Genomic DNA, 15,639 nt, shown 5'->3' on the forward strand with positions numbered 1-15,639 from the left:
TTTTTTTTTGCTGTGGTTTTCCTTTTCTATTCCTTAGTGCCAATAACACTGTTTGCCATGTCTGGGTATCATTCGTTCAAAGAGTCTTCATCATTAACCTTTAAGATAAGAGGGGGCTCTGGGGCCGCCCCCCTATCTTAAATGGACTTATTTGCGTAAATAATCCAGATGCGCTATCATGACGGCGGCATATTCCTTAGAAATCTTTTTGCCTTTTTGTGCCTCGATTTCATTTAGGAATGATCCGATTGCATTTTGATATGCCGGTGTACCTACGCTCTTTTGAACTGTTTTGACCTTTGCAAGCAGGCTGGTTACAATGCCTCCACCCTCAATAGCTTCAATATCCCTGCCATGGAAGACAAGCTGCTCAAGCTGTTCATGCTTATATGGGTCGAATTTCATTACTTCAAACTCATTCATTTCTACAATGGAGTCAACGCCATGGCTTACAGCAACTCTGATTTTATTCGTTTTGACTGGCTTAAAAATGACTTTATTCAGCTGTTTTTGGATTTCAGCGCTGGAATATAGTACTTCTGTTTCTTTCCATACAGCTCCATCCCAATATTGGATTTGATAATCAGTCGGCAGCTTAATTTCATCAGCAACCTCATTCAAGTAAAGATTTGATTCAAAAACAAACTGCTCCTCTTTAAAATCAATCTGGACCCAATCCTCTGTGTCTTTCGAACCTTTTGTCGTCCAGCCATTTCCTTCTTTGATGGAACCATCGATTGCTTCACATACCTTATCTGCTGGAACCGTAAAGGTTTGCCATCTTTTCTCTTCATCCTTATGTCCTACCCCGTATCCTCCTGTTCCTGGGTTTTCAAAAGAGTAATCGATCAGCTCTTTTGAGGTATAAAGCTTTAACCATCCTGTTCCTAGGAAGGATTCATCTACCCAGTTTCCACGAACATACTTACCAAATTTCTCGTCTGAGCCAAGCTTTCTTGTCGGCCAGCGGTAATGATCGCCCAGTCCATTTTCAGCAATAACTTCTTGTGTAATCGCAATGGCGTATTGATGTCCAGGTTTAATTCCTTCATAATCAAATTTCACTTTCGTTTCTTTTCCAAAATTCATATCTGCCCTTGCCACCTTCACTTTTGAAAGAGTTTCTCCAGAAGGGCGATTATTTTCAGTTTCATATAGTTCTACACTTAAGTCACTAAGATCCGTTCCCTTTTGATTTATAAGGATGCCAACATCCTCAAGGACGACTTTTTGAGAAACCGATGAACTGGCTTTTACAATTGGCATTGATTCACCAAATGAATTTCCTGCGACATTTTCCGTGTTGAAAACTTCAAATCCATAAATCGCAGTATAGGTTGGAATAATGTTGCCAGTATGATGTTTGACTACAACACGTAGTTTAGAAGTGTTTATTCGATCAAACATTACTCTATTTAAATTCCCGTTAGGCTGGTCAGAATCCTTTTCTGGATTTAATACTGCCTTCCATTTTGCGCCATCCCAATACTCTACCTGATAGTCTTCAGGCTTCCATAGCTTATCCTCAGCCTCTGTCCCGCTTGGATTCTGGTAAAAATACAAATCAAGTCGATTGACTTCACGGGCTGTGCCAAAATCTACACCATACCAATCCTGATCAACCTCTTCGTTCGTTCTGTATGTGCTCCAGACCGGCGTCAGCCCGCCATTAAAAGTGTGACTTCCGCTAAGCGGTGCCCATTCTGATCCTTCTTCTGCAGAATACGAATAAATTGGCTTAGGAAAGGCTGTTTTGTCTTTATTCATTGCCATATTTACAGATGGATCATCGATTTCGGATTTGATGAATTGCATTGCATCAATCCAAAACTCAGATACTCCACTTTCGCCAGGGCCTTCATCTATTGATAAATAGTTGAAGGTTGTTAAAGATGGATTTCCTGTCTTTTGTATTTGCCATAGGCTATTCCCCTCAAATGGAATAATCAATTGTCTCCAGCCTGATCTTTGTTCGCTGACAGGTGCATACAATTGCTCAAGGTAAGCTGTTGTTGGTGTAAATTTAATAAAGTTATTTTCATCCTGATACAGAGTAACAACCGGCTTTTTATTCCCGGTATGCATCCCCTCTTCAGCGTTGTACTTAAACCAGAATGTTAAAGCCTCTTTATCACTAACATCCATGTTAAGATTTTTGCTCTTTGGATAAACAAGCTTATGATTCGTGCCAGCTTCTGCACCGGCAAATATTGAACCCTCTCCCTTAATGAAATAGTTGTCATCATTCTTCAAACCTGCTGTTTCATTTGCTATTTCCCAGTTAAGCGGGTCGTCTGTCCCTATTTCTTGCCCTTTATCTGTCACATACACATTGAGATATGCTAAATCTGCCAGCTTACCATTGTTTACAGTCAAGCCAACACGATAGAATCCAGGGTTAGTATATTTATGTTTTACAACACTGCCGCCTTCAACGGTTCCATCCCCTAAATCCCATCGGTATCCCAGTTTAGATCCATTCGGGTCAGTGCTTCCGGATCCATCCAAAACTACTTCTTCTCCCACCTCTATCGATAGATCAGAAATAACTGCTTTTACAACAGGGGCCTTATCTGCCATTGTCGCTTCTCTAATAAATACATCGCTGACGTTTGAATCTATGAAAATCGGTTCTCCATCGTTGCCAGAGATATCATTCCCGGCAATGTCCAGCCACTTCGCATTTTTTATATAAATTCCATGGCCTTTGTATCCTCTTGAATCGTTATGATTGTCCTGGATTTTATTTTGCTGAATTACCCAGTGGTAAGCAGGATAGTCACTGTTGTAGCGAATCGCTACACCTGGACCGTTGTTATCGTGGATATTGTTTCCAATCATCGTAAAATGACTGCTAGCGCCATTAACAACGGCAATCCCTGCGTTCCCGAATGCCTCAGGAGCATTTTTTATTATCGTTCCATTAAAAGCAGCTTCATTGTCAATCAATACGGTATCATCAGACCCGCCTAGCCAGAAGCCATAGCTGGAGTAGTTCGCCTTATTCCTGACATAAGTGTTTCCAGGTGACCAGCTTTCAATTGCATTATTATTTGCATAGGAAGTATCATTTTCTTCAAAGTAGTTTCCAGTACTTACCCAGCCATTCAGGACACGAATGAAAATGCCATCTCCCCCATGGGTGAAGTCGTTCCGATATAACTTGTTATCATTTGATCCAGATTCCATCAATAGACTAGTAGAATCTCTGGCATGGACTTCTCCTGGCGAAATTCGGATGCCATAGCTAAAATTATTATCACTGATCGTATTTTCAGAAGCATGCCACATTTTCAAGCTGACATTTGATGTATGTGAAAAATCATTTTGTTCCACTATGTTATTGTCACTGTGATGCAAGTTCAAGCCGTTCCATACATTATTTCCTTTGTTATAGGTAATCTTACTGTCTGTCACCTTTTCAAGCATGGCTGCAGAGTAGGGCTCTCCATCTCCCCATCCAAAATCCGGATTTGTATAGTTATCTGAGAAGTCATTCTTTGTGATTGTCCAGTTTGAACCATTTTTAACATGTAATCCGTAATTGAATCCTTTCACTTTGATATTCTTTAGCGTGATGCCAGAGTACCCATCACTGAAAATGCCAGTGCCAGAAAAACTGTCCGGCCCTTTCAATTCCTCACCAGGACCTATTAAAGTTGCACCGTTCCCATCAACCGTTATATCATCTGAGCCTAAAGTAATACCTAACCCGGTAGAAAAGTCATAGATGCCCGGTTTCAGGACTGTATTTTGTGTTATAATCATCCCAGGGGTAGGTACTACACCATCAGCGTTTGATACCGTTACAATTGCCCGTTGTGTGATATCAGAGCTGGTTGCAGTTATCGTGGCAGTTCCTTCCCCCATTCCTGTTACTACTCCGTTTTCCACTTTAGCCACTTCTTCGTTTTCACTTTGCCATGTTATTTCTGCCCCTTCAATTACATCACCGGTTTGATTCAGTGCTTTGGCGGTAACCGTTGCTGATTCACCAGTTTTCACATTTACATATTTAGGGTTTAATTCAATACTTGTAACGATTGAATGATCTTCCTTCGTTACATTTGTATATACCTTTAACCAACCATCTCCCAGGAATGATTCATCTACCCATTCCCCGCCGGCAAACTTCCCAAAAAACTCATTACTATTTACTTCCTTCGTCGGCCAGGAATAATTATGCATGGTCCCATTCTCAGACAATGTTTCCTGACTTAAGGCGATTGCGTATTTCTTTCCGCTCTCCAGCCCATCAAAGCCTATATCAACCTTAACTTCCTCATTAAACTTCACATTTGCAGGATTCACATTGACCGACTTTAACGGTTCCCCGTTTGGCTTGTTATTTTTAGTACCGTATAGCTCAATAACCAGATCAGTCAAATCTCCAGCCCCTGCTTTTTCCCTTAAAAAGAAACCTGCCTGAAGCAATTCGCCATTCCCAGGCGCAGTAAAGGTTTGCCACCTTTTGACTTCATCGTTGGTTCCAAAAGTAAAGCCCCATGAATTAGGATTCTCATGAGAAAGGTCGACTAATTTGTTCTCTCCGGTACTGGCTGATACATTGGCATAGGCAGGCAATAACAGAATGACAGCCATCAGGACCAGCATGAACCTTTTTAAATGCTTACCGCTTTTCGACATAACACCCTCTCCTTATTTTTATTGTTTGACTCCGTTAAACTTAAATGTTGATCCAGCAGGACTTTGAAAAACTTCCTCGAATCTGCCCACGCACGATGGAAATGCGTTAGCATTTTCAGAGGAGTCTCGTACCTTCGACTCCCAATCAAAAGGGTTTAAAAATCAACAATCGGCTTTGACGGAGTCTATGTTTAAGGGGGCAGGGATCCACGTGCAACCCCGCCCCTTTAAAACCTCATTTAAGGACTACTTTAGATTTTCATCATAAAAATCCTGATAGGCTTCTATTACTTCTTTTCCGCCAGCAGCTTCCCATGCTTTCTTATATTCTCCCCACAGCTTTTCGACTTCCTTTTCATTTTTAGCTGTAATCATTTTCAGGAAGTAGACAGCCTTGACGTTATTTTGGATCTTCGACCGTTTATCTTGAACTGAATCAATATATACAGCATGGAATGGATTTGGCTCATTGTAATATGATCCATATTCCACGGCGGTCTTCCAGTTAAATTCCTTTTTAGCATCTTCATCACTTACAAACATCTTTACGTTTTTCAATGCCTCTTCAAAGGTTCCATACTCGGTTACAGGGATATAACCATGGACTGTAGTAAGGAATCCCCACCATAACGGGTGATCATAGCCATTGGCTTTTACATCGTAATCTTTCTCCCAGTTTTCCTTATTTCTGTCATAAACTCCGTCTGCTGATATCTCTGTGTAATGACGGTCCTTCACGCCAGCGACCAGCAATTCCCTTCCTTCCTTGCTATTGACAAATTCAATAAATTCAAGAGCTTTTTCTGGGTTCTTTGATGTTTTCGGAATACCAGCCATCATCCACCATGCAGAGCCCTGCAAAGGTACGAATTCATGTCCTTCAGCTACCACTGGAGGTACAAAAGCAAGCTCCGCATTCGGGTCAACCTTTTGGATGTTTGTTTCGAATTCCGCAGTGCGTGATGTCCAGATTGCTCCAGCCTTGTTAGCATAAAGATATTTTGCATTTCCTTCGTCAACATTCTTCAGGTTAGGGAAATCTTTGTTCATAAGACCTTCTCTGTACAGTTTATTAATAAAAGTAAAGCCATCTTTTGTATTGTCAGTTGTTTCAAGAGCCACAACGTTGCCATCTTCAACTACATAGTCTTCAAAGAATCCGCCGAAGCTTCCTCCAAACCCATGCATGACCCCGTCTAATTCCGCATAGTTGTCAACAGCAGGCATCGTTACTTGTAAGCCGATTGTGTCATCCTTGCCATTACCGTCTGGGTCCTGATCTTTGAAGGCTTTCAACACTTCATAGAACTCATCCATTGTCTTAGGCATATCAAGATTCAGTTTTTCAAGCCAGTCTTTTCGAATGAAAAGGGCTGTATCCTGTCCATGGTGGGAACCAGGAACGTAATATTTTTTTCCATCAACTTTCAAACCCGCAAAACTTTCAGCATCCGTAATGGAGTTGATGAATGGAAATTTATCTTCTTTTCCTTTGATTAGTTCATCAATGCTGTATACTAATCCATCTTCTGCCCATTGCATCCATGGATTAGTCTGGAATTCCGCCTGGATAATATCAATCTCTTCTTTTGATTGCATCATTAGGTTGGTCTTTGTCGTTACTTGATCCCAAGGTGCAGTTACAATTTCAATATTTACATTCAGCCGCTTTCCAATTTCCTGAAATACTGGATCCTTATCTGTATCCAAAACATTTGCAGGTCGAAAAATCTTTAAAGTCACCTTTCCCTCACTTTTACCGCCTTGAGGATCATCCTTCCCAGCTTTGTCACTTCCTCCTAAACACCCGCTTAACATCATGACTCCCAGACAAAAAATAATTAAATAGCCCAGAGTTTTTTTCATCATGTTCCCCCCTAATATTAATTGTTTCATAACTCCCTATTCTTTAACGGAACCTAGCATAATCCCCTGAACAAAGTGTTTTTGAACAAAGGGATAAAAGATCAATACAGGGATTATGCTGATAATAATGATGGTAGCTTTGAGCATTTCCGGAACCTGCCTTGCAAGGCCTGTTGACATGAAGTTCTGAGAACTTAAAATCATATTTCTTAAAAACAGCGAGAGTGGATACATCTCCTGATCTGAAATGAACAGCATAGCCAAAAACCATTCATTCCAATAGAACACCGCATAGAAAAGGATGATGGTCATGACAATCGGCTTTGAGGATGGAAGGACAATTTTAAAAAGAATCTGAAAATCATTACAACCATCCATTTTCGCCGATTCTTCAAGGCTTTCAGGCAATGAAGAAAAATAATTCATCATTAAGATTAAGTTAAAGGTATTGATCGCCATCGGGATGATCAGTGCCCATATTGAGTCACGCATCTGAAGAGAATTCACCAATACATATAACGGAACAATTCCTCCATTGAAGAACATCGTAAAGATCATGAAAATAAAGAGCTGCTTCCTTCCTTTGAGGTTCTTTTTAGATAGCACATACGCTCCCATCGCTGTTAAAACCAGGCTCAACAATACCCCCAACACAGTTACCGTAAGACTCACGGCCAATGACCTGAAGATTTGCTCATTGGTAAAGGCATACTTATACGTTTCAAGAGAAAAGCTGTTCGGAATAATATGATAGATATCTTTATAGAATCCTTCTTGTGTGGATAATGATATGACCAATACGTACCAAAAAGGATAGATGGTAACTAAAGTAATAAATCCAAGTAATAGATAGTTAATGTAATCAAACAAATGAAATTTCTTTGGATGGCCTTTTGCTGGTCTATTTTTCAACCCTTTATTGAAGTTAACAGGCATCTTGCTCTGACTGGTCGATTTTATCGTTTCCATGGCATCACCTCTAATAGATTCCTTGATTGCCCATTCGTTTGGCTAAATAGTTTGCGATGATTAATAATCCAAAGCTGATCAAAGATTTGATTAAGCCTGCTGCAGCTGGGATGCTTAAGTTTGTGGCATTGGTGAGGTTGCGGACTATGTAGGTATCGATGATGTCGGACGATTCAAAAACGACTGGATTATATAAGTTATATACTTGGTCAAATCCCATCTGAAGAATATTTCCGATTTGAAGAATGAGCATGATTGCGATGACATTGCGGATACAAGGGATCGTTACATAAATAATTCTTTGGAATCTGTTAGCGCCATCAATTGTAGCGGCTTCATATAGTGTGGGATTAATTCCTGCTATGGCAGCAAGATAGATTATGGCACTCCACCCTATTTCCTTCCAAATTTCAGTGATGATCAGCATCGGACGGAAGTATTCATTTTCCAAAAAGAAATTGATTTGCTCAAATCCTAACTTCGTCAAAACCAAATTAATGGCACCTGAATCCAATGCAAGGATGGAGTTCAGGATCCCTGCTAATACAATCCAGGAAATGAAATGAGGCAAGTAAGTAATCGTTTGTACAAACTTCTTGAATTTCACATGGAAAACTTCATTAAGGAGGATGGCGAACAGGATGGGAATCGGGAAACCAAAAATGATTCTTAGAAAATTGATTACCATCGTGTTAGAAAATGCATCACGGAAATTAGGATCTTCCAGAAGGATCCGGAAATTATCTAAGCCAATGAACTCACTGCCAAAATAGCCTCCGCTGAATGAATAATCTTGAAATGCCAGCACTAATCCATACATCGGGATATACATAAAAATTAAATACCAAAGAAGGACCGGCAGCATCATCAAATATAAAAACTTATTTTTTTTAAGATATAGCCACATAATTGAACACGTTTCCCCCTCCCGCTAAAAATAAAATCCTTCTATGCTTATATGGCATCACACCTATCTGTAACCGGTTACACATCCTTAATAAAAACTTCCTTTACAGAATGATTCCAGCAGGGACTATGTAACCGGTTACATTTCTTTTATTAACATTTTATTTCTCGGTTTTATAAAAATACCCTTTAATTAATTTGAATATTTTAAATATTAGTAAATTTATACTAGTCTTTCTGATTCCTTCTTAAAAACTCTTCTACTTCTTCCTTATTGGGAATTGAAATCTGCGCACCTTCTCGAGTGACAGCTATAGCTGCTGCGGCCGATGCATATTCCAATGCTCTATGCACCTTTCTTCCCAATAACCGATTGGTAACATATGCACCCACAAAGGTATCACCTGCAGCTGTAGTATCCTTTGAGGTCACTTTAAATGCTGGCATAGAAAATCGTTCGCCGTTTCTATCTCCATAAAAAACTCCTTGTTTCCCCAAGGTAATGATCACTTCTTCTATACCTCGATTGATCAGCTGCTGGATGACTTTTAACAATTCTTCTTTTGTCGTTGGTTCGATTCCAGTTAAGGTTTGTGCTTCTGTTTCATTAATGATCAGGACATCAATCAATTCAAACACTTCATCCGTAATTTTTTTAGCCGGAGCCGCATTATAATACACTTTACAATTATTTTCTTTCGCCTTCTCCATTGTGTATATAGTGGCATCCCAATTAATTTCGTTTTGGACCAAAACCGCAGAAGGGAGCCCAGATGCTGCAAACAGCTTGTCAATATTCTCCTTCGCTATTAAACCATTTGCACCTTCAGATAAAACAATATAATTCTCTCCGCTTTGATCTACTGTGATAAAAGCAAGGCCAGAATTCATGTTCTTTACCATTACATTTTCGATATTCACCTGGTAACCTCTTAAAGATTCAATGAGCGGTTTTCCAAATGCGTCACTTCCTACTGCCCCAAGCATATGGACTTCTGCCCCAGATAACGATGCAGCAACTGCCTGATTGGCTCCTTTCCCGCCACCGCTATAGAGAACCTTCCCGCTTTTAATGGTTTCTCCAGGCTTGGGGTGATTTTCTACATATGTGAAGATATCCATATTGATACTTCCTACTACAAGCAGTTTCATATTTGGCATACTAAGCATCCTAACTTTATTATTTCCGTTCCTGTTAACTTAACTGTCTTTTTCCATTTTTCACATGTTCTCCAAGACCACTGATAACAGGGAGTTTTTATTCATCTACTAGTTTTCCAACCTTAACCGGCATACCTGAATGAATAGATTCCCTTATTGCCTCTAAAACGGCGATCGTTTTATATCCATCGACAACGTCTGGAAATGCTTTTTCATTTTGTGCCAGGCAACTCGCAAAATACTCGGTATAATTCACAAACTCACCGGCATGATGGTTGACGCCCTCAAATTGGAAATAATGATAAATATCTTCAAAATAGGATTCGACTCTCTCAGGCTCTCCCTCATATTTAATGATTGACTCTAATTGAGGATATTTAGCAATGAAGGTTCCTTTTGTACCATAGACACCTACTTCAATCCATGGACGAGTATGATGCGGATGCTCAAGACCATATAAACCTAGTACTCTGCCAATCCTCCCAGATTCAAACTTCAGGTTGATCATAAAGGTATCATTGCCTTGAAACTGTGCTTGTTCCGCTATCAAGGATTTGCTGGCGTAGGCAAATACCTCATCCACATCCCCCATATACCAGCGAATTAAATCAACAGGGTGGGAACAACAGGCAAAAAGCAGGTCGAAACCGCCTTCACGGGCCCACCCTCTTGTTTTGTAAAACCATCTCATATCATGAACATACTGGGTCTCAACATAACTCAATTCTCCAAGCTTACCACTTTCAAATGCCTTTCTTTGGTGCTGCATCGGTCCAAAAAACCTGGAGCTTTGGCCAACTAGCAGTTGTTGATCTGGATATGCCTTTTTTAGTTCCAGAATCTCCCTTGCCTCAATTAAAGAATTCACAAGAGGTTTTGTGCAAATCACATGTTTGCCAGCTTGAAAGGCGCTCTTAATATGTTGAAAATGGAGCTGGTCAGGGGTGTAGATAGCAATGATGTCAATGTCCTGTCTTCGCACCATTTCGTCATAATCTGAGTATCCATTTGGGACACCAAATTCATTTTGGGTTTTCTTTAGTACTTCTTGATTCACATCACAAACGGCAACAACAGATAATTCTGGATGGCCCTGCAAGCCCTTGATCAATCCCTTGCCTTCCCCTAACCCTGCTACTCCAATTCGAAAGCTTTTGCCTATTCTTTTATGGCGTCCGTGTCCCTCCAAATCATTCACCTTCCTGCTTCTCTTCTACCAAACTTATTCTCTTCTTATATTTCCTTGGAAGTCTGTCCTTCATAGGCAGCATGTCAGGATACTTTGCATGAGGTTCAAGCTGGTACCAGTATGCAGTACTTGAATAATCATTCATCAACTTATTTGCGTGGCCATGCTCAATGGTCACCTTGATTGACTTGGAGAATTGGATAGGATCCTCTATGTGAAAGCGGTACATCGAATTCTTTCCTCTCCATGGATTATCTTCATCACCTGAATTCAGGTTAATTCCAAAATACGGAGTACTAAATTCATCCCTTGGACAGAATGCAGTATTAAAGTAATCCTCCGTTCCTGTCCCATGAATGGACGGGAATTCCTCACCGTCAATGAAAATCATATCATCGCCTTCTCCGTACCAATTGTTCTTCTCCTGGGCGAAACAGTCTATATTCAAATTACAGCCTACATAATGTCCGGTTCCCTCTGCTTCGAGGATAATGTAATTATCATCCCCAGTTAAATTCGGCTGCTTCCAGAGAACATCCAGCAGATAACTCTGCCCCTCTGGAGTTGAGCCTAACGCTTCTGGGAGCGGCATTTCTGCCCCCCAGGTCCCAGTGGCATTTTCCCTTCGCCATTGCGCGTGAAAACGGCCTAAATCAGCTTCAAGTTTGTCATATTCTTCATAATCTATATAAAAATAGAAGTTAAGCTGTGACTCACATTCGTTCACAATTTCAATTTTTGCTGACGAGGAAAATGGCATTGAAAAGAAGCAATTAAATCCCCTGCCGTTATCTGGTGCCATAACAAGCGGGAGTGACCAAAAATCCTTACTCATGCCATGGCCCATGCCGAAGAAATCACCAATTGGCACTTCAACGCTCGGATGCTCCTCTCCATCCCAAAACATTCTTATTAACACTTTGCGAAGGAAGAACTCCTCACCTGACGGAGGAAACATCGTACACCATATATGTCTGATTGCTCCTGCTCCTTTGATGTCAGCTATCGTCCGCGTTTCACCCGAAGCAATTTCATACCAATCGTAATTCCCTCCTGTCCGGTCAAAGCTGGATATCCTTCTTCTTTTACATTTTCGAATCCTGGCCAAATCAGCCAGTGTGCTGAATCCCATTCCCATCGATTTCACCTCTGTTTAGGAATCTAGTAAATATTTGATGATCGCTTCAAATAAATATAATCCTGCCGGGTTATGATTTATGCCTGTTGGCTGTGCTCCCAATCCACCTTCAAAACGCAAAGTCGTCGCTATTAACTTCCCTTTGCCAATACTACGTTCAAATAGATAATTATTGAGTTCGAATGTTCGGGCATCTAAGCGATCCATTATTGGCGCGCACTCATCTTTCCCCATGTTTTCAAAAGCAGTATCAGTCGCAATTCCATAAAAGACCATTCCGGTATGATCTTCATGCGGAAAAGTATTCATCACAGGATGCGAGTGAAATAATTGAATGGATTCTCTCCAGAATGGCAGATGTTGGACTGGGAACTCGCCTTCTCCACGCTGGATATAAAACACTCTCCCTCCCTGTTCCAAAAATTCAAAGTGTTCTGGCTGCAGCAGGGATGTAACGATTACCTTTGTTTCCTGATTTCCTTTTGCTTCCTGATTCATATCTGGTATCACTTTTTCCAAACCAGTCAATAAATGCAAAGGATCATTCATACAGATTTTTGAATAGTCAGGATTAAGTCTTTTAGGGAATATCCAAAATGGCCATTCATTCAATACTTCTTCCTTATCACTGGTTAATTTAACTTTGAAGAGAATTTTTGTCGGATGTTGCACTTCTGGCAAGATTACTTCTGCGATTCCAACCTCTTTTGCTTCACCAGGAGATAGTTTAATATTTGATACTTCCCCTGATGCTAGAGTTTGATCGCTTCCTATAAGCTCCCAGTATAAATTTGCAATTGTGATTGAGTCTCGGTCGTAGTGAGATATATACATGTGAGGTCTGAAGATGTCACTAGAAGAATAATTATTTGGATCCCAGTTGATTAATCGGTCGCCTCCATTTACCCAGTTTCGGCGATTATCCCATGTTAATGAGATCACAGTACTATTGTTAAACTGTTTAAATGCGGCTGGTACATGGTTTGGTTCTCCAAAATCATTAAAAATTGAGCTCGTTGCAATAGGATTTCCTTTAATAGAGGTCAACACATACCCTGTTATCTTTTGATAGGAACGTACAAGTTCTAAAACTGCTTTTCTATAAACATAGGCACTGCGATTTGAGTTTTCAACGATATGCTGCGAGGAAAAAGGCAGGTTTAGCAGCTCCATTTTTGCTTCCTGGCGATACCAATTCCAGCGTTCCTCTTTTGAACCCGGGTTTTCAATCAGATCATCCTTTAACCACCATGGCAGCTCTCCATTATACTGCTTTCTGACAGCCTCGATATCCCGGAAAACATCGTAATCACAAAACTCACCAAAAACCCACGGCTTGTTTTCTCTCCATGATCCTGCAAACTGATTAATTAAATCCCGATAGAAATGAACATCATTATAAAAGTGATAGTCATAGAAATCCGCATATTCTTTTAACAGGCCTCCATAGCATTCCCCTGAACCACTGTTGTCACGGATAATCGCATTGTTCGTCAGTACTTTTACCATTTTATATAGATCCGATAAAAAATCAGCATTAACAGAATGATCGAGTTCACAGCCAAGAGTCCATAATATAATGGAGGGATGGTTTCGAATTTCACGGATGATCCGGTCATACTGATAAAATACTCGATTATACAAGTCTGAGGAAACCTGAGGAAGCCATAAAGGGAGCTCCTGCCAAATGAATATGCCCAGTTCATCCGCGATTTCAAAGTAATCCTTGGTCGGAACATATAAACAATGTTTTACAAGGTTAAATCCACTTTCTTTTACTTGTCTAAGCTCTTCCCTTATTTCATCTCTGGTTGGAATTGGCGCAATGGTCTCTGAATACCATCCCCAATGCAATACACCCCGTACGTATAACGGATTTCCATTTAGATAGATTTGATCTCCTTTAATATGTAACTCCCTCATGCCAAATCTTGTTTGGTCAGCGAAGATTTCCTGTTCACCTTTTAACACTTTGGTTTCCAGCCTATACTGCATAGGTTCTTCCGGATTCCATAATTGAATGTCGTTTTTCAGGTTAACTGTACAGGATTGACTCAACAGAAGCGGTTCTTCTGGTAGAAGGACTTCTTTTGTCACTGTATTTTCAAGTTCCCCGCTGGGATTGTATAGAGAAAATTGCAAAAGTATGTTTTGAGATATTCCTGCATGATTCTTGATATCAAATTCAATCACTATTTCTTCTTCTTGAATGTTCGGTTTTACAAATACATCTTCAATCTTTGCAGAAGGTTGTAATTTTACAGTTACTGGCTTCCATATACCGCCGAAAATTACTCCTACATCCGGAAAGAAACCAGCAAGACACTCTCGAACCGGGTATTTGTCTCCCTGCTTATAAACTTTGACCAGCAATTCATTCTCATTGGAAAAATCAATCGCATTGCTGATATCTAATTCAAAGCCATTCCATCCACCTTCATGCGAGCCGATTTTTGTTCCATTTAACCAAGCCTCACTATAATAGTTGACCCCTTCAAAATGAATGGCGACTGAACCTTCATTCCATTCTTCTGGTACAGTGAAAATTTTCCGGTACCAAACAGGTCCGTCAGACTTTTTATCTCGTTCAGCTTGTTCCCAGCAGCCAGGAACAGTAATTTTAGACCATCTTCTATTTTTTGAAATTTCCTCATACTGTCCTACAGGCTTAGAAAAATCAATAAATACATCCCATTCTCCAGACAGGTTTATTTTTTTCTCCATGCCAAGCCTCCCATTTGTACGTGATTTTTATTTGTTGAATTTCTTTGTATCAATTTTACTGGTAATTCAAAAATTTTATTTTCATGTTCCTCGCCTTGAATCTTCTTGATTAGTACTTCGGTTGCCAATGCTCCCATTTCGTAAATTGGCTGAGCAATTGTTGTGATTCCTGGCTCAGTGTATTCTGTCAGCTGAATACCGTCAAAGCCACAAATTGCTATTTGTTCAGGAACCTTTATTCCCATTTGGAGTAATTCCTTCAATGCACCCAGTGCCATTAAATCATTGCCGGCAAAGACACCATCAATATCCGCGTTGGACTGGAGCAGCCGCTTCATCGCTTCTCTCCCTCCTTTAATATCAAAGCCACCTTCTTCTATTAGGGATTGGTCGTACCAATCATGGCCAGAAACCATATTAATATAAGCTATTAATCTCTCATAAGCTGGATTAATGTTGTCGGGGCCTGAAATATGCGCTATTTTCCTACAGCCCACCTCGAATAGATGTTTGACCGCTAACTGGGCCCCCTCCGAATTACGTGCCCGTACAATGCTGCAATTATTGCCAGTAAAAGGACGGTCTAGTAAAACCACGGGAATCTTTGCATTTTGGAGTTTATTGATCGTTTCCTCCTCTACTGTGTTGGAAACAATAATTAAGCCATCGATGCTCTTTTTTTGCATAACTTCTATATACGATTTTTCCTTTTTTTCAAGGTTGTCGGAATTGCCCAGAAAGACATTGAATTGATGCTGTTGGGCTATATCCTCAACGCCTCTGGCCAATTCCGGAAAGAACGGATTTGATATATCAGGAAGGATCAATGATATGGTTTTCATTGTCTTTCCTGCTAATCTCCTGGCAACTTGACTTGGTTCAAAACTTAACTCCTTCATACTTTGCAGAACAGTCTTTTCTGTGTCCTTGTTCACATAGCCGTTCTGGTTCAATACCCTGGAAACTGTTGCTACTGAAACACCTGCTAATTTTGCCACATCACGAATTGTCGCCATCCTATTCCCACCTTATATGTAAC

At 40.3% G+C, this 15,639-nt stretch carries 9 protein-coding genes; all 9 read right to left on the reverse strand.

Annotated features, from left to right (window positions below):
• Positions 1-147: 147 nt before the first annotated feature.
• Positions 148-4,647 carry a right-handed parallel beta-helix repeat-containing protein gene (locus AABM38_RS19445; RefSeq protein WP_423407841.1) on the reverse strand — a complete coding sequence of 1,500 codons (4,500 nt, stop codon included), beginning with the start codon at positions 4,645-4,647 and terminating at the stop codon, positions 148-150.
• A gap of 246 nt (positions 4,648-4,893) precedes the next feature.
• Positions 4,894-6,516, reverse strand: a complete 1,623-nt coding sequence (locus AABM38_RS19450; protein ID WP_423407842.1) for an extracellular solute-binding protein — start codon at positions 6,514-6,516, stop codon at positions 4,894-4,896.
• A gap of 33 nt (positions 6,517-6,549) precedes the next feature.
• On the reverse strand, positions 6,550-7,482 hold the full coding sequence (locus AABM38_RS19455; RefSeq protein ID WP_423407843.1) for a carbohydrate ABC transporter permease: 933 nt from the start codon (positions 7,480-7,482) through the stop codon (positions 6,550-6,552).
• Positions 7,483-7,492: 10 nt separating this feature from the next.
• Positions 7,493-8,389: an ABC transporter permease gene (locus AABM38_RS19460; protein ID WP_423407844.1), complete on the reverse strand. Its 897-nt coding sequence runs from the start codon at positions 8,387-8,389 to the stop codon at positions 7,493-7,495.
• Positions 8,390-8,616: 227 nt separating this feature from the next.
• Positions 8,617-9,549 carry a ribokinase gene (gene rbsK, locus AABM38_RS19465; protein WP_423407845.1) on the reverse strand — a complete coding sequence of 311 codons (933 nt, stop codon included), beginning with the start codon at positions 9,547-9,549 and terminating at the stop codon, positions 8,617-8,619.
• Positions 9,550-9,646: 97 nt separating this feature from the next.
• Complete coding sequence (locus AABM38_RS19470; protein ID WP_423407846.1) at positions 9,647-10,747, reverse strand: Gfo/Idh/MocA family protein; 1,101 nt, start codon at positions 10,745-10,747, stop codon at positions 9,647-9,649.
• On the reverse strand, positions 10,740-11,876 hold the full coding sequence (locus AABM38_RS19475; protein WP_423407847.1) for a glycoside hydrolase family 172 protein: 1,137 nt from the start codon (positions 11,874-11,876) through the stop codon (positions 10,740-10,742). Before AABM38_RS19475 ends, AABM38_RS19470 begins: the two co-directional genes overlap by 8 nt.
• 15 nt (positions 11,877-11,891) lie before the next feature.
• Positions 11,892-14,600, reverse strand: a complete 2,709-nt coding sequence (locus AABM38_RS19480) for a glycoside hydrolase family 2 protein (RefSeq protein ID WP_423407848.1) — start codon at positions 14,598-14,600, stop codon at positions 11,892-11,894.
• On the reverse strand, positions 14,585-15,616 hold the full coding sequence (locus AABM38_RS19485; protein ID WP_423407849.1) for a LacI family DNA-binding transcriptional regulator: 1,032 nt from the start codon (positions 15,614-15,616) through the stop codon (positions 14,585-14,587). The genes AABM38_RS19480 and AABM38_RS19485 overlap by 16 nt, the downstream gene beginning before the upstream one ends.
• Positions 15,617-15,639: the final 23 nt, after the last annotated feature.

The organism is Heyndrickxia sp. MSNUG (assembly GCF_049532715.1).
Taxonomy (GTDB): Bacteria; Bacillota; Bacilli; order Bacillales; family Cytobacillaceae; genus Mesobacillus.

Excerpts from the sequence above, each read along its gene's own strand:
- AABM38_RS19455 (WP_423407843.1), bottom strand. The coding sequence starts at position 7,482 with ATGGAAACGATAAAATCGACCAGTCAGAGCAAGATGCCTGTTAACTTC.
- AABM38_RS19485 (WP_423407849.1), bottom strand. The coding sequence starts at position 15,616 with ATGGCGACAATTCGTGATGTGGCAAAATTAGCAGGTGTTTCAGTAGCA.
- AABM38_RS19475 (WP_423407847.1), bottom strand. The coding sequence starts at position 11,876 with ATGGGAATGGGATTCAGCACACTGGCTGATTTGGCCAGGATTCGAAAA.
- AABM38_RS19480 (WP_423407848.1), bottom strand. The coding sequence starts at position 14,600 with ATGGAGAAAAAAATAAACCTGTCTGGAGAATGGGATGTATTTATTGAT.
- AABM38_RS19460 (WP_423407844.1), bottom strand. The coding sequence starts at position 8,389 with ATGTGGCTATATCTTAAAAAAAATAAGTTTTTATATTTGATGATGCTG.
- rbsK (WP_423407845.1), bottom strand. The coding sequence starts at position 9,549 with ATGCCAAATATGAAACTGCTTGTAGTAGGAAGTATCAATATGGATATC.
- AABM38_RS19445 (WP_423407841.1), bottom strand. The coding sequence starts at position 4,647 with ATGTCGAAAAGCGGTAAGCATTTAAAAAGGTTCATGCTGGTCCTGATG.
- AABM38_RS19450 (WP_423407842.1), bottom strand. The coding sequence starts at position 6,516 with ATGATGAAAAAAACTCTGGGCTATTTAATTATTTTTTGTCTGGGAGTC.